Raw genomic sequence first — 15,171 nt, forward strand, 5'->3', positions numbered from 1 at the left:
ATATAATTTATATGTCGAATAAGGTTCAATTAAAGGAACATACATTTCTCCCTTTTTATTGTCATATTCAATAGTTAATTTGTTTTTTTCTAATGTCAATACATAATTTTTACCTGTTGAGGGTAATTTAATATTCTTTGAATAGAATTCACCATGAGAATCTACCTGATTAATAGTATTTGCAACAGTATCTAAAATCACCCTATGATTCAAGTCAGATTCAATATCCAGTGCAGAATTCATTGCATTTTGCGAATAAACTAATAAACCGCAAGCCACAATTAATATTATAAAAAGTGAAAATAAAAATTCCACAGATATAAAACCTTTATTATCCATAATTTTAGATTATCTTTGGAATTAATAAATTTAACTCATTTTAAAAAGCAATATTGCTTTCAAAAGGTAAAATTGTAGTGGATAATAAATATATATTAGATTAAATAAAATAGTATTTATGACAGCTAAAGTAATTTTTATTGGAGCCGGACCGGGTGACCCTGATTTAATAACTGTAAAAGGAAGAAAAGTTATTGAAAAAGCAGACGTGATAATTTATGCAGGTTCCCTCGTTAACAAAGAAGTATTAGCTCCAAGAAAAGAAGATTGCGATGTACATAATAGTGCTTATTTAAATCTCGAAGAAACAATTGACATTATGGCAAAGGCAATTGATGAAGACAAGCTTGTTGCACGTGTCCATACAGGCGACCCAGCAATTTATGGAGCTATAGGTGAACAAATACGTGAGCTAAAAAAGCTTAACATTGAATATGAAATTATTCCTGGAGTAAGTTCATTATTCGGAACAGCAAGTGCACTTGAAGCAGAATTAACAATACCTGAAGTTTCACAAAGTGTTATTATTACACGTCCTGCTGGAAGAACACCTAAAAAGGAACTTGAAAGTATTAGAAGTTTTTCCAAACACAATGCAACAATGTGCATATTCCTTGGAATCTCCATGATTGACAAAGTTGTTGACGAACTGCTTGAAGGTTACACTGAAGACACACCAGTGGCGGTAGTCAAAAAGGCAACTTGGCCAGACCAGGAAATAATAAGAGGAACATTAAAGGATATTGCAAGCAAAGTTAAAGAAGCCAATATAACAAAGACTGCAATGATTGTAGTTGGAGATGTTTTAGACCCGGGTGATTTTACACCATCTAAGTTATATGACGCAAACTTTAAACATGAATATCGATGAAAATGCTATCCCTAACATCTTTTAGGGAAATTACCTATTTTTTTACCAAATGCCCAAAAAAATTAAAAAATAATTATCTATGATGATTTTTTTATATAACTTTTTATATTAAACCAAACCATAATATATCATATGAAAGATTTATTCGATTTTTGCAAGTTTGGGGAATTTAACCTCAACAGCCGTATTGTAAGAACGGGATTATGGGAATCTGAAAGAGAACAACCAGGTAACTTAACACCTGAAATATATAATCGTTACGAAAACATCGCCGCAAGCGGTGTTGGACTGATAATCAGCGAATTGATATCACTTTATCCTAGAGATGCATTTTCAAAATACTCACATACTCCACATTTCAAACGTTTTGTCCGTGAATTTAAGGACTTGACTGATTTAGTTCATGTCTATGATGTTCCAATCTTTGCACAGCTTGGATTTGTACAATACAATAAGCATGCAGAACAGAATATGCGTGTTGAAGATATCAGTATTGAAGATATAAGAAAAATACAGACTGATTTTATAGTTGCTTGTCAAAAATGCGATTATGCAGGTTTTGATGGAGTTCAAATAGCTTTAGGAAATTATTACTTCCTGACTAGATTCATTAGCCCTTACTTCAACAAGCGTGAAGACAAATACGGTGGAAATACTTTAAATCGCTTAAGAATTGTTCTGGAAATGATTAAAGTAATCAAAAAAACAACTAATCTGCATATCAACTGCCGATTAAATGCATTTGATATTCAGGTTGGTGGTATGACAATAGATGACACCATTGAAATAGCCAAATTACTTGAAAAGCATGGTGTTGACAGTTTACAAATTACTAGGCCACGTTCCCCACAATACTTCTCCAAGGAAAATATTGACAGGACTCCTCCAGAATTTACTTCAAGAACAATCAAAAAGATAAATCCATTAATCGATGAATGTGAAAAGATTATTGACAGCGTTAATATACCTGTTATATTGGGTGGTGGAGTCAATAGCCAAAATCAAATCAATAATATATTGAATAACTCAAAAATTGAATTCATTTCAATGCAAAGGCCTTTTGTAGCTGACCCAACATTCCTAGTTGAATGGAAATTAAAAGGTAATGGCGAAAATAAGTGCATATTGTGCAATAATTGTTATTGGAAAAAAACAAGCACATGTTTCTTCCCTAGGACTTGCAAAGACAAGTTTTAATACTGATTTTTAATATCATTCATTAATTTTAATTTTTCAAAGGCAACATCCATTGGTGCTCTCCTTAATCCACAATCAGGATCCAGGAGTATATCTTCTTTTCCAACAATATCAATTCCTTTTGAAATAAGCTCTTCAGTCTTTTCCTTTGAGTCTACTTCGTTTTTAGAAGAATCAATACAGCCAAATCCTATCTTTTTGCCTTTAAACAAATCCATATTTTTTTCCAAAATGCCCAAATTAACATTATTTCCAGCAAATTCAAAGTCAAGAATATCTACATTAAACTTGGCAATATCCTTATATGCACCTTCAAGAGTACCGCAAACATGCATAGCCAAAGGAATACTTAAACCATCATGCAATATATCAATAGCTTCACGTGCAACCTTCATATTTACCATGCCTGTTGACAAGAACGGTTCATCGACCTGAATATAAACAGGTTTTACTCTACGTTCAATAGCATTAACTTCAGATTTTAAACTGTGTGCCAAATCAATAATGGCATCATCCTTTTCCTTATAAAAAGAAGAGATTCTGGATGAATGAATAATGGTTGAAGGACCTGTAATGATACCTTTAACTCCTTTGCCTTCAGGAACATTTCCATTATAATACTCCTTGACTAATTTTTTGGCATAAAGTAAATCTTTAACGGAAATTTCACCAATAGGCCTTAGAATTTTAGAAACAATATATGTATTTCCATCTTTTATTTTAAATCCAGGAATATACTTTGAAAAACTAGAAACCATATCCCCTCTTACCTGACCGTCAGATACTATATCAACACCCGCATCAAGCTGAGAAAATACAGCATGCTTAATTGATTCCTTAAAAGGATCATATGCTCCAAAAGTTTTAAGAATTTTATCTTTAAAGTTAGACGGTTCTTTAAATTCAACAGGATAACTACCTACAACAGTAGAGCGCATACTAATCACTTATTGAGTATTTAATTCTCTAATTTTATCTATTTCTTCAGCATCAATAGGCAATTCAACAACTGAAGTACCGTGGCATGGTTTTGTGTATGGAATAAAAACAGTTCCTTTTTTATCGTCAATTCCAATAGGAATAGGTGGAATTCCTATAACACGAACACCCAATACCTGATCGCCAGGCTTAACATAAATAATTTCATCAGCTTTAAAACGAATAATCATAGCACAGTCTTTAAAACCTGCTTTTGATGCGTGAATTTCATAATTGTCTGATTGTTGAAGATATGTGTCTAAACAGAATGACATTTTATTCCAACTCCTTTAATGCTCTGTCAAAATTAACTTTAATCGGTGAAGGATTATGGAATGCTCTTACAGCATAAATTTTAGCTTTGCTTCCACTTTCTTCAATCATCTCGACAAATTCACCAACTAAATCCAAGTCTCTTTCAAATACTAATGCAATGGATTTGGTATTTAGAATTTGATCGAATGTTACGAAAAACGCTGCCGCAGCATCCTTATGAACGAATCCGACTAACAAGTCATAATCGCCTTCGCCAATTTCACCTAAAGTTCTTTCTAAATCTACAAGATTAAGCTTATAATAGTTTTCAGGGTCAGATACCCTTACTAATTTTGAAGCTGCAGGATTGGCTGCTATTGTAACGTCATAACCTAATTGCGTTAATTTACTAAATGCATAAACGGCCATAGGAGTTTGAGATGGAGTTTCCGGACAACCCAATAAGATTAAAGCTTTCATAAAATAGTCTCCCAATAATTTAAGTTCTTGATTTTAATGTAACTGCATTTGCCAAAATCAATGATCCTAAGAACATGAATGATAAAAGTGCAGTACCGTTAATTGTCCTGTTAAATATGAATAAACCTATTAATGATTGTGAACAAAATGCTGCTAATGCACCAGTTAATAATACCTCTCTACCTAAGTATTTTTTACTGTTTTTTTCTCTTTTATCTCTGTACATGGACAATATTTTAAATCCAATGAGAATAGTTCCCAATACAAATACAACTAAACCTATAAGGCCCAAATAACCAAAATCAAATCCATAGCCTAAAATACCTGGAAGCATATAATCAATTGTATCCTTTTGGTTTACCAATATACCGAAAAACATTGGGAAAGGAAGACCGAAGAATAAAACTAACTGCATTGGAAGTGTGATATAACCTTCAGCAAATGCTGTTCCTTCAGCACCCCAATAGGAAGCATTAGCATTGTGTCCTATAAGTTGGATATTGTTCAATACCATTTTTACACTGGATGTAGAGTACTGTTCAATCCTACCTAACCTTAACAAAGGTGAAAAAATTGTCATTCCAGTAATTCTTGAAACAACCTCTAAACTTAAAAATCCTGCAATAGCCAAACCAAAGAAGAGGAGAATTCTTTTTACTGTAAATAAAGATTTTTCTCTGAATGATTTGGACAATATAGTGTAACCTATAAATAAACCTAAAAACCATAACAATAAGAATGATCTGTGCATTAATCCACCGAACACGGTGATACCAACAATAAATAAGATTACAAATCTTCTAAGTGGCTTAACATCAACACCCGAGCTCCGCATAACTTTCAGCGATGCTAATGCAGTTACTGCACCAAGAAGTGCAATAGGCCCAAATGGGTGAGTAAACTCTGCTTGACTGGAAGATACAATAAGCAAACCAATATCTGCTCCGAAAAGAAGAGTAAACCCTCCTGCTAAAAATAAAGATAAAAATGTTACAACACTTAGAGATAACGGAACTAAGTTAAGGAAAAAGACCAATAATACAAACATCATTATTCCTATTTCCAATATAAGTTGTAAATGATTTTGAGCTATTAATATCATAATTTAATCACAATTAAAATTTATTTAATAAATTTAAGTGGACTGACCGGGATTTGAACCCGGGGCCTCCGCCATGCCAAGGCGACGATCTCCCATCTGAGCTACCAGCCCGTTATAAATATAGTATATAAAAAGTATTATTTATACATGTATACTAAATATTTGTATCTTTTAATTATAAAATACTTTTGTTATTTTCTCACTACAGTCAATTTAAGAATTTTTTCATAATTTTTTTCTTCAATTTTTCTATCTTGGTCTGTAGTTCATGTTGAATTTTCTTGCAGGTATAGGTCTTCGAAGCAATTTTCTTTCATTTTTGATTAAGAAATTAAATCCACTTATTTAATTGAAACATTGACAAACATTTAGAAAAATATTTAATACAGCATTTATAAAGATTTAAATACAAAAACTTATATTCATCATTATTCTTTTAGTTTTTGCATTTGTTTTAAACAAATGTGGGAATTTTAAGTCAAATTATGAATATTATTCAATAGGAGGTTAAAAATGAACAAAAAGATATTGATTGCACTGTCTGTTGTCTTTGTAGCCATTATTGCTATGGGAACCGTATCCGCATTTGAGATTCCAGGTTTAGGATCTCTTTTTGGAAGCCCACCTGACCAAAACGTAACTCTTGATGGAGAAACTTTCCACGTTCCAGGTACATTTAAAGAAAATACAAACATTAGTAAAAATGCAACTGTAAAGGATTATACTTTTTTTACAACCACCGATTATGCAAAAGGATTTAAGAATGATACAAATTATATTAACATCCTAATAACGGAATACAACAATACTAATGCTAAAGATTTCGAAAATTACATGAACGGAACATCCAAAAACGTTAACGGAACAGAGGGTTATCTATACTATGATGGCATTGGATATACATTCACATATGCAAAAGGAAATAAAGTAATTTCAATACAATCAGATAATGAAAAATTAATTGCCCGTACAATAGCTTAAATACTTATTTAAGCTATTTTCTTTTTTTAAAACAATAATTCCTTATTTTACTCAAAATATATGTCAGTTAAATCCATCATCTTAATTTAGAAATGAATAATTTTTTCTTTTTATACTTATTCTTCATTGAATCATTCACATATGAAAATATGATTTATTTTTTTAAATCCATTAAAAATTATTTAAACATTCATTAAAATAATTGAAAATATTGGTGCAACCCATTAGATTATTGATGGTAAAATTAATTATATGCGATGAAAGTGAATAGAAGATAAGAAAAATACTTTTGTTGTATAATTAATCGTTACTTTGCATTTTCCAATTGTAACAAAATCATATTTAAAAAAAAAATGAAAGCTATTAAAATTAATTAATAGCTTTAATATTATTGTTTGAACCGAACTGTTAAAGCATTTCAATCCAGAACACATAATCTTTTATAATTGTAATGGTATTTGAAATGCTTAAACCATTATAGGATGCAGTCATTATGTATACTCCAGGATCTAAGTATATCCTTGATTTAGCGATTCCATTATCATCAGTTTTTACTTTATATACCTCACCAGCAATGGATAATATAACATATTGGTTAGGATATGGTTTTCCCAAATCATTTAGTAATAGCACTTCGTAGTATATTCTTTCGGAATAGCCTTGTACTATATCTTTGGAATATAAAATGCTTAAGACTTTTATTGTGTTTGATGCCATATAACCATTATACGAAGCAGTTACAATATATGTTCCAGGGTTTAAATTAATGGCCAAACTAACATAACCATTTGCATCGGTTTTTTTATGGTATATGACTCCATTGATGTTTAAATCCACATTAACACCCGCGCCTACAGGTTTACCCACATTATCCAATATCCTTAATGTGTATTTTGATGGACTCTTATAATATTTGGTCAAATCTTTGTTTTCCACAATAATTGGCTTAACGATAATTTTATTAGAAAATAATTCATTTGTTTTTGGATTTATCGCTGTAAGGATATATGTATTTGGCAACAAGTTAATAGTCAGTTTTGCCACACCATTGGAATCCGTATTTCTTTTATAAAATACACCATTGATGTTGAATTCAACTTGAGTGTTCTTCAATAAGTTACCTTTTGAATCAGCAAATGCAGCATAGTATTGTGTACCATTCTTATACATTTTTGTAATATCTTTACCATATATCGTTGGTTTAACTGTTATCTTAACAGAAACCTTTTCACCACCACATTCTACAGTGACCGGGTATGTTTTACTGTTTAAGACAATGTTCATTGATGCAACACCATTTTTGTCAGTGGTTCTTTTATAGGTTTTTCCATTAATAGTAATTTTAACCTCTTTATTAGCTAATACTTTTCCATTATTGTCTGTTACTTTAACCGTGAATTTTTCAGAACCACCATAATATTTAGTTAAGTCATTGGCTTGAATTTTTATTGTAGGAGGATTTTTTACAGTTAGCTTATTTTTAATCTTTTCTGCGGTTTTTGGATTTGTCGCTTCAATGTTGTATGTGCCCACTTTCAATTTAAGGGTTAAAGTTGCAATACCATTATTATTTGTGGTAGCCGTGTATTTGGTAGAACCTATGTTAAATGAAACTTTTGTATTTTTTAAAGGAGTTCCATCACTATTTAAAACCGTGACAGAGTATTTTGTACCCTGTGTTGTACCAGTTACATCTTTTCCTGTGATTGTAGGTTTAATGGTAACCTTTGTGGTTATTTGTTTTCCCCCATATGAACTTGTAATCTGGTATGTGCCGCTTGCTTGATTTAAGGCAAGTTTTGCAACACCATTCTTATCCGTTTTCACAGTACTTGTCTTACCGTTGATTGATATTGAAACACTTGCTCCGGATACTACTTTTCCATTGTTAGATACTGTTACGCTATATTTCTGAGATCCCTTATAATATTTGGTTACATCAGATGCCTTGAGCTGAACAGGATTGGAAGATACAGTTAAAGTACCTTTTCTAATTTTAACATTGGTTGCAACATTTGAAGAGACTTTGGCATTTACTGTATATGTGCCGTCATTTAGATTACATGTATATTTATATCCATTGTTATAGTTTAGTTTGAAACTGCTGACTACCTTACCATTTTTATCTGTTATTTGAGCTTCAATTAAACCATCCATACGTATGACATTACCCTTATCATCCTTAATTGTTGCAATCTCTATAGTTTGGCCCTTTTTTACAGTTTTATCAAGGAAATTTAAATTAACCTGAGATGTTATCGGAGCACCGCCTTCATAATATATGGCAGATGGATTTGCACTTTTCATTGCATTATTTTGCAAATAAAGTTGACCTGCTTCATTCCCATTATAAAAATATATTAAATCCGTTTTACTGTTTGAAGTAAAACTTGAATCAGTAACCTGTAAATCACCTGAACAAATAGAATTACCCTTCGGAGCATTATTGTTTGAAAATACACTATTTTTAACAATTAATTTGGATGAGTATAATGCCCCACCTTGTTCGTTGGCAGTATTATCCTGAAAAGTACATCCCTGTACTGAGATGGCATCTGAACAAAATACCGCACCGCCATACCCTGCAGTATTGCCTATAAATTTACAGTTTATAAGTTGCAGCAATGAAGATGAAACTATTGCACCACCAGAACCAACATATTCATTTTTTGCATTTTTAAAATTAATATTTTTTAAAGTAACTCCATTATTATATCCAACATCAAATATACTAGATTTACCGCTTGCATCAATGGTATGACCCTGCCCATCTATGGTAATATCAAAAAATATATATATTCTTCCACTGCCTTTATAATCCTTGTTTAGATATAATGTACCACCCACATCAGTATCATCGATTAAATCACTTAATTCCTTGAAATTTCCAGTATATGATGCGGAAATTATACTATCTTCACCGTTTTCATCTAAATTTAATGTGTTTTGGTTACAATCATCCAAGGCCAATGTATCTGAAACATTTAAATCCTCACTAGCAGATACACAACCTATCGATATGATAAATACCAATATGCTAAAAATTAATATTCTCCTTTTCATCATTTTTCCCCTCGAAATAATTTAATGGTGTTATGGTTAGGAAGTGTTTTGAAGGTTTGGTTTTAAAAACATAGAACAATCTATTTAAATAAAATTTTAATTCTGCAAATAGAATCCCCGATGCCTTAATCAATTCATTAAAAGAATATGACAAAAGCATAGTCTTATTTTGTGAAAAAACCCCCATGCACATATATATAATGTTTTATAAAGAATTCCTTATAAAACTTACTAAAATTCTGTTCTCCATCATCAATTTAAAAATTAATTCATAATTTTTTTAAATAATAATTACAATCCATTAAAAATATTTCAATAACAAATAAGCTCAAATTAAAAAAATCCAAATAGTAAATTAATTAAAGAACAACCAATAATAAAATGATTTAAGACATCTTACTTAATGACAATGAAAAAAAATGAAAAGATAAAAATTTTTTACAATAATCTTTCTTCCCATTCTTTTTGTCTAAAACCTGTTAAAACAACATCATCTTTAACAATGATAGGTCTTTTTACAAGCATTCCATCAGTTGCGAGCAATTCCAATTGTTCATCTTCAGACATATCTGGAAGTTTATCTTTTAATTTCAATTCACGATATTTCATTCCACTGGTGTTGAAAAATCTTTTAAGTGGCAAATCGCTTTTTCCATACCATTCCTTTAATTCTTCAACATTTGGATTATCTTCAACAATATCTTTTTCTTCAAATTCCAGGTTGTTTTCTTCCAGCCATTTTTTGGCTTTTCTGCAAGTTGAGCATTTAGGATAATATACGAATAACATAACTAATACTATGAATTTTTAATTAAAAATAGTTAATGCCTAAAAATTCACATAACTGTGAAAACTTATCAATGACCTTTACGGGATATTCATGATTGAATGCAACTTCATCCCCATATCCCCATTTGACAACTACACAGTCAATTCCTGCATTTTGAGCTGTTTTAATATCAGTTATTGAATCTCCAATGTATATTGCTTCATCCAGACTTACATTGGCTTTATTGATTATATTATTTACTCCCCACGGATCCGGTTTAGATGGGTAGTCAACATTATGGCCTTCTATCAGTACAAAATCAATATCAGGATAATATCTGTCAACAAATTCGTTTAAGGAATAATTTAATCTATTCGAATTGATGGCTAGCAATATATCATTGTCCTGCAAATTCTCCAGAAGCTCCCTGCTATTAGTAAACGGAACAGTTCTTTCTTTATGGGATGAATTATAATAATCCAAGTAAACATTCTTAATAATTTCTACATTTTGAGGAGTGCTGTTTTTACCCAATACTTTTGAGACAATATCATCTATATTTCCACCCAAACAGGGAATGTACTCATCACGGGTTAAAGTTGGAAACCCATACTCTTTTAAAGTTCTGTTGAAACATAGTATAACATCTTCTACAGAATCAAATAATGTTCCATCAAAATCAAATATACAAAGTTTTTTAGCTGTCATAATCAAACATAAGATTTAAAAAATTCTTCAAATTCTTCATCATCCATAGGTTCTGGAACTGATACCTTTTCATTATTCATTATACTTGAAGCAAGGTCAAAGTATTCACCAGCTTCATCACTTTCAGGGTATTTTTCTACAACGGTTTTTGCATCCAATTCAGCATCCTGAATCAAATTGCTTCTATGTATGGTTCCAATAACATGAGTTCCTATTTTTTCAGCAAAAGCATTAACTATTTCCTCTTCATTTTCAACATTTCTGCAATTGCAAATAATACCGCTCAAATTCCCTTTAAGCTTTTTAACACCACGAACAATATTGTTTGCCGCATAAAGTGACATATATTCACCAGAAGTCACAATTAATACTTCATCAGCATATTTTTCACGCAGAGGAACTGAAAAACCTCCACATACAACATCACCTAAAACATCATAAACCACTACATCCAGGTCTTCATCGAAAACTCCTATATTTTCAAGTCTTTTCATTGCAACAATAACGCCACGGCCTGCACATCCCACTCCAGGTTCAGGCCCTCCGCTTTCAACACACAATATATCTTTAAAACCTTTAAAAACTAAATCATCACGTTCAGGTTTTCTATTATCCTTTAAAGTGTTTACAACAGTAGGAATTCTGCGACCATATAATGTACGTGTAGTATCAGCCTTTGGATCACAACCAATAACCAAACAGTTTAAATCTTGACTAGCCCATGTAGCGGATAAATTAGCTACAGTTGTACTTTTTCCGATTCCACCTTTTCCATAAATAGCTATTTTTTTAATCATTGTGTGACCTCTCAATTAGTTTATAGACAAAATCATTTTTTCTAACTTTACTTGGCATCAAAACCCCAACATTGGAGTTTTTAGAAACTTCATCAACATCAGCGCCTTCCACCTGCATTGAATCTATAGTATGTGTAATGGAGCCCGTAGTTTCTCCCTGAATCATTATCCTATCACCAATTTTTAAATCATCCCATACCCTGATTTCAGCTACACTAACCTTATTATAGAAGTTTACAATCTGTCCTATATCCTTTTTAATATACTTTGACTGGTTGGTTTCGCTTGTCTGGCATGGAATATCAAAATAAAATCCAGTATCGAATCCACGGTTAAAAACACTTTTTAGCTCTTCCATCCATTTTGGATCAACCTCATACTCAGAAGGATTTTCTAAATAGGAATCAATAGCCTCACGATAGATTCCAGTAACCATTGCACCATAATCCGGACTTCGAGCACGACCTTCAATTTTAAATGAACTGACACCTGTTCTAATTAATTCAGGAATATGCTCTATCATGCACATATCTTTTGGTGAAAAAAAGTTGGTTCTATAACTGTCATCATAAGCCTCAGATATGACAAAAGACTCATCAGCCACATCAGAGATATTTGAAACTAAATCATTTTGAGACTCTTCAAAGGTTAATGTCCAATTTTTACGGCAAGGCTGAAGGCAATCACCGCAATTTGCACTTCTTCCATATAATCCATAACTTAAAAAACATCTGCCTGAAATAGCCATGCACATTGCTCCATGAATAAATACTTCAGTTTCAATTGGAGATTTTTTAGTAATTTCAGATATTTCTTCAATTGATAATTCACGAGATAAAATTGCCCTTTTAGCACCGAGCTTATGTAGAGTTTTCAAAGTATAAGAATTAGTTACGTTTTCCTGAACGCTGACATGTGCTTCAAGACCATTGGATACTGCATCTTCTATCAAACCGATATCTGATAAAATCAGTCCATCAATTTCAGACGAGGATATTTTTTCCAAATTATTTTTAAGCTCTATAATTTGTGATTCCTTTAAAATGATATTAGTGCAAAGATAAGTTTTTGCATCATACTCCCCAGCTATCTTAGATATTTTAGATAAATCGTCAAGAGAAAAATTTTTAGCATTAGCCCTCATATTATATTCATCTAAACCAAAATAAACCGCATCAGCACCATTCTCTAAAACAGCACGAAGAGATATGAAATTTCCAGCAGGAGCTAACAATTCTGGCATATTAATCCTTAAGGTTTATAATAAGTTTCGGCTTCAATATCATCAGGAAGCTCTGTCGGATATTTTTCGTTTAAACAACCTAAACATAAGTCTTCCTCAGGCATACCGATAGCATCTATAAGTGATTCCAAAGTAATATAACCTAAAGAATCAATGTCTAACTGCTCTCTAATTTCTTCAGGTGAATAGTTGGCTGCAATTAATTCCTTTTTAGTAGCCATTGCTACACCATAGAAACAAGGAGCAATTACAGGAGGACAACCTACCAGGAAATGAATTTCAGCAGGTTCTGCTTCTTTTACAAGATCAAGCAATTGCTTTGAAGTCGTTCCCCTTACAATACTGTCATCTATTAAAATAATTTTTTTGCCTTTGATGGCTTCATTAATTGGATTTAACTTGAGTCTAACCGCCAATTCACGTTCTTCCTGAGTTGGCATGATGAATGTTCTTCCGACATACCTATTCTTAATCAAACCTTCACCGTATGGAATTCCGGAAGCTCTTGAATATCCAATAGCTGCAGGGATTGATGAATCAGGTACCGGAATCACCACATCAGCATCAATTGGGTATAACTTATGTAATTCACGGCCAATATTTAATCTAGTTTGATAAACGTTAATTCCATCGATTGTGCTGTCCGGTCTTGCAAAGTAAACATATTCAAACATACAGTGTGACAAATTGGACTCATCTGCAATTTCCAGCATGTGGCTTTTGATTTCATTATTTTCAAAGTAAACAATCTCTCCTGGAACTATATCTCTAATGTATTTAGCATTGATAACATCAAATGCAACAGTTTCAGATGCTAAAACATAGTCCTCTCCTCTTTTTGCAATGGCTAAGGGTTTAATGCCCATAGGTCCACGGACACCATATAAGTCACCATTAACAAGTATGACTAATGCATAAGATCCGACAAGTCTTTTAGAAACAGACTCGATTGCATCAATAATGTTTTTATTATTATCATAATGTTCTCTTTTAAGCATGTAACATATAACTTCAGAGTCTGTATCTGATTTGAATTCATATCCTTCTTTTATAAGTTCATTTCTTAATTCAGTGGAGTTAACTATATCACCATTATGAGCCATAGCAATAAATCCATCATCAAAATCAGTTACAAACGGCTGAGAATTTTCCAATTTGGACTGGCCAGTGGTTGAGTATCTTACATGACCAATACCGATATTGCCCCCAAGATTGTGTATTTCATAATCTTTAAAAACATCTGTAATCAGGCCCATACCGCAATAATACTTTAAGCCCTTATCCAAATCAAAAGTTGCTATTCCAGCAGATTCTTGACCTCTATGCTGTAAAGCAAACAAACAATAATAAACAAAAGAAGCAACATCCTTAGAAATATCTTCGGAGTGTATTCCAACTATACCACATTTATCTTCCATCTCACCTTGCATGAACAAACACCATGATAATTATCAATAATATTTTTCTTTAACCTAGTATAAAATAATAATGTTTTTAATCCCAGAAATTTTCGAAATTATTAGGCAAATCATAATCATCCCTAACTTCAGGAGGCTTGTTTTGACGTTTAGAAGACAATTCTTGAGTTAATTCTTCCTTATTATCTTCGACAAAAATTAATGCTGTTTTAATAATTTTTAACCATTCTATTGCATGATTTCTAGATTGGGCAGCTATAAAACCTTGTCCAACAAGAATATTATCTGGCTTAAACTTATTTGTAGCTATCACAATCTTTTCTTCATCAATTAATTCCTGTCTAAAAACATCTTCCCACAAGTCTTCCAATTTGTAAATTTCCAAAAAGTCCTTATTGTAGATATCTTCAAATCTATTCTTAAAACTGGAAAAATCAGATTTCAGATTATCAATATCATTATGCAAATCATTATTTTCCATAGTTAATACTTCATTTTCCTTAATAAGTTTATTGTAATCATCAAGCAAATTATTATAATTATGTGTTATTTCTAACAGTTTGTTTTCTAAGGTATGGATATTAATTAAATTTAAAGAATAAGAAAGAGTTGACTTGATGATTGAATTCAGGATTTCCTTTTGGGCAAGTTCAGCATTAACTTCTTCACTTTCAAATAGAACATTATTGTAATCAAACAATCCAATATGATTAAAATCTGTTTTTAAATCATTGAAAAGCAAATTAAAATTATCATCTTGACCATATCCACCAATAAGGATAATATCTGCACCTTCAGCTACTTTTTTGGCAATATCTAAATCAGTAGTAGGTATTATAGAAGAAACAACAATATTATAATCCCTTTCAAGTTGAATATTATTAACCGCTTTTGAAACCAAACCTGCAATATCCAAGTTAGATACAATTATTCTTACATCTATTTTAGAGACCTGATTGTTATTTTCCAT

Annotated in this window: 15 protein-coding genes and 1 tRNA gene; 3 read left to right on the forward strand and 13 right to left on the reverse strand. The window is 31.7% G+C overall.

What is annotated here, in order from left to right; translation table 11 throughout:
* On the reverse strand, nucleotides 1–279 hold a 279-nt coding region (locus ACKI3Q_RS10490; RefSeq protein ID WP_407416535.1), incomplete at its 3' end, for a hypothetical protein.
* 178 nt (nucleotides 280–457) lie between these two features.
* Between ACKI3Q_RS10490 and cobM the strand changes: the two genes are divergently transcribed.
* Entirely contained in the window at nucleotides 458–1,210 is a 753-nt protein-coding gene (gene cobM, locus ACKI3Q_RS10495; RefSeq protein ID WP_407416536.1) for a precorrin-4 C(11)-methyltransferase, read from the forward strand.
* A gap of 132 nt (nucleotides 1,211–1,342) precedes the next feature.
* Nucleotides 1,343–2,407: an NADH-dependent flavin oxidoreductase gene (locus ACKI3Q_RS10500; protein ID WP_407416537.1), complete on the forward strand. Its 1,065-nt coding sequence runs from the start codon at nucleotides 1,343–1,345 to the stop codon at nucleotides 2,405–2,407.
* Here the strand turns inward: ACKI3Q_RS10500 and ACKI3Q_RS10505 are convergent.
* The 5 genes from ACKI3Q_RS10505 to ACKI3Q_RS10525 form a co-directional block, all read right to left on the reverse strand.
* Nucleotides 2,404–3,345 carry a methionine synthase gene (locus ACKI3Q_RS10505; protein WP_407416538.1) on the reverse strand — a complete coding sequence of 314 codons (942 nt, stop codon included), beginning with the start codon at nucleotides 3,343–3,345 and terminating at the stop codon, nucleotides 2,404–2,406. The genes ACKI3Q_RS10500 and ACKI3Q_RS10505 overlap by 4 nt on opposite strands.
* Nucleotides 3,346–3,354: 9 nt before the next feature.
* Entirely contained in the window at nucleotides 3,355–3,660 is a 306-nt protein-coding gene (locus ACKI3Q_RS10510; RefSeq protein WP_407416539.1) for a DUF1894 domain-containing protein, read from the reverse strand.
* 1 nt (nucleotide 3,661) lies between these two features.
* Nucleotides 3,662–4,120, reverse strand: coding sequence for a DUF1890 family protein (locus ACKI3Q_RS10515; protein WP_407416540.1), 459 nt, complete (start codon nucleotides 4,118–4,120; stop codon nucleotides 3,662–3,664).
* A 19-nt stretch (nucleotides 4,121–4,139) separates the two neighbouring features.
* Nucleotides 4,140–5,222, reverse strand: a complete 1,083-nt coding sequence (locus ACKI3Q_RS10520) for a hypothetical protein (protein WP_407416541.1) — start codon at nucleotides 5,220–5,222, stop codon at nucleotides 4,140–4,142.
* A 38-nt stretch (nucleotides 5,223–5,260) separates the two neighbouring features.
* Nucleotides 5,261–5,333: transfer RNA gene (locus ACKI3Q_RS10525), tRNA-Ala, on the reverse strand.
* A gap of 402 nt (nucleotides 5,334–5,735) precedes the next feature.
* Here ACKI3Q_RS10525 and ACKI3Q_RS10530 point away from each other — a divergent pair.
* Complete coding sequence (locus tag ACKI3Q_RS10530; protein WP_407416542.1) at nucleotides 5,736–6,203, forward strand: hypothetical protein; 468 nt, start codon at nucleotides 5,736–5,738, stop codon at nucleotides 6,201–6,203.
* 408 nt (nucleotides 6,204–6,611) lie between these two features.
* Here ACKI3Q_RS10530 and ACKI3Q_RS10535 read toward each other — a convergent pair whose 3' ends face one another.
* The 7 genes from ACKI3Q_RS10535 to ACKI3Q_RS10565 all read right to left on the reverse strand — a co-directional run bounded on the left by ACKI3Q_RS10535 (nucleotide 6,612) and on the right by ACKI3Q_RS10565 (nucleotide 15,171).
* Nucleotides 6,612–9,266, reverse strand: a complete 2,655-nt coding sequence (locus ACKI3Q_RS10535; RefSeq protein WP_407416543.1) for a hypothetical protein — start codon at nucleotides 9,264–9,266, stop codon at nucleotides 6,612–6,614.
* A 438-nt stretch (nucleotides 9,267–9,704) separates the two neighbouring features.
* Nucleotides 9,705–10,055 carry an arsenate reductase family protein gene (locus ACKI3Q_RS10540; protein WP_407416544.1) on the reverse strand — a complete coding sequence of 117 codons (351 nt, stop codon included), beginning with the start codon at nucleotides 10,053–10,055 and terminating at the stop codon, nucleotides 9,705–9,707.
* Between the two features lie 22 nt (nucleotides 10,056–10,077).
* Nucleotides 10,078–10,743, reverse strand: coding sequence for an HAD family hydrolase (locus ACKI3Q_RS10545; protein WP_407416545.1), 666 nt, complete (start codon nucleotides 10,741–10,743; stop codon nucleotides 10,078–10,080).
* A 2-nt stretch (nucleotides 10,744–10,745) separates the two neighbouring features.
* Nucleotides 10,746–11,540 (reverse strand): Ni-sirohydrochlorin a,c-diamide reductive cyclase ATP-dependent reductase subunit, encoded by a 795-nt coding sequence (cfbC, locus tag ACKI3Q_RS10550; protein ID WP_407416546.1) that lies wholly within the window; start codon nucleotides 11,538–11,540, stop codon nucleotides 10,746–10,748.
* On the reverse strand, nucleotides 11,533–12,783 hold the full coding sequence (locus ACKI3Q_RS10555; protein ID WP_407416547.1) for a peptidase U32 family protein: 1,251 nt from the start codon (nucleotides 12,781–12,783) through the stop codon (nucleotides 11,533–11,535). The genes cfbC and ACKI3Q_RS10555 overlap by 8 nt, the downstream gene beginning before the upstream one ends.
* Nucleotides 12,784–12,791: 8 nt before the next feature.
* Entirely contained in the window at nucleotides 12,792–14,213 is a 1,422-nt protein-coding gene (gene purF / locus ACKI3Q_RS10560) for an amidophosphoribosyltransferase (protein ID WP_407416548.1), read from the reverse strand.
* Nucleotides 14,214–14,277: 64 nt separating this feature from the next.
* Nucleotides 14,278–15,171 (reverse strand): hypothetical protein, encoded by an 894-nt coding sequence (locus tag ACKI3Q_RS10565; protein WP_407416549.1) that lies wholly within the window; start codon nucleotides 15,169–15,171, stop codon nucleotides 14,278–14,280.

Origin of the sequence: Methanobrevibacter sp., from assembly GCF_045636185.1 — an archaeon.
Taxonomy (GTDB): domain Archaea; phylum Methanobacteriota; class Methanobacteria; order Methanobacteriales; family Methanobacteriaceae; genus Methanocatella.

Excerpts from the sequence above, each read along its gene's own strand:
- cobM (WP_407416536.1), top strand. The coding sequence starts at position 458 with ATGACAGCTAAAGTAATTTTTATTGGAGCCGGACCGGGTGACCCTGAT.
- ACKI3Q_RS10500 (WP_407416537.1), top strand. The coding sequence starts at position 1,343 with ATGAAAGATTTATTCGATTTTTGCAAGTTTGGGGAATTTAACCTCAAC.
- ACKI3Q_RS10505 (WP_407416538.1), bottom strand. The coding sequence starts at position 3,345 with ATGCGCTCTACTGTTGTAGGTAGTTATCCTGTTGAATTTAAAGAACCG.
- ACKI3Q_RS10510 (WP_407416539.1), bottom strand. The coding sequence starts at position 3,660 with ATGTCATTCTGTTTAGACACATATCTTCAACAATCAGACAATTATGAA.
- ACKI3Q_RS10515 (WP_407416540.1), bottom strand. The coding sequence starts at position 4,120 with ATGAAAGCTTTAATCTTATTGGGTTGTCCGGAAACTCCATCTCAAACT.
- ACKI3Q_RS10520 (WP_407416541.1), bottom strand. The coding sequence starts at position 5,222 with ATGATATTAATAGCTCAAAATCATTTACAACTTATATTGGAAATAGGA.
- ACKI3Q_RS10530 (WP_407416542.1), top strand. The coding sequence starts at position 5,736 with ATGAACAAAAAGATATTGATTGCACTGTCTGTTGTCTTTGTAGCCATT.
- ACKI3Q_RS10535 (WP_407416543.1), bottom strand. The coding sequence starts at position 9,266 with ATGAAAAGGAGAATATTAATTTTTAGCATATTGGTATTTATCATATCG.
- ACKI3Q_RS10540 (WP_407416544.1), bottom strand. The coding sequence starts at position 10,055 with ATGTTATTCGTATATTATCCTAAATGCTCAACTTGCAGAAAAGCCAAA.
- ACKI3Q_RS10545 (WP_407416545.1), bottom strand. The coding sequence starts at position 10,743 with ATGACAGCTAAAAAACTTTGTATATTTGATTTTGATGGAACATTATTT.
- cfbC (WP_407416546.1), bottom strand. The coding sequence starts at position 11,540 with ATGATTAAAAAAATAGCTATTTATGGAAAAGGTGGAATCGGAAAAAGT.
- ACKI3Q_RS10555 (WP_407416547.1), bottom strand. The coding sequence starts at position 12,783 with ATGCCAGAATTGTTAGCTCCTGCTGGAAATTTCATATCTCTTCGTGCT.
- purF (WP_407416548.1), bottom strand. The coding sequence starts at position 14,213 with ATGCAAGGTGAGATGGAAGATAAATGTGGTATAGTTGGAATACACTCC.
- ACKI3Q_RS10565 (WP_407416549.1), bottom strand. The coding sequence starts at position 15,171 with ATGGAAAATAACAATCAGGTCTCTAAAATAGATGTAAGAATAATTGTA.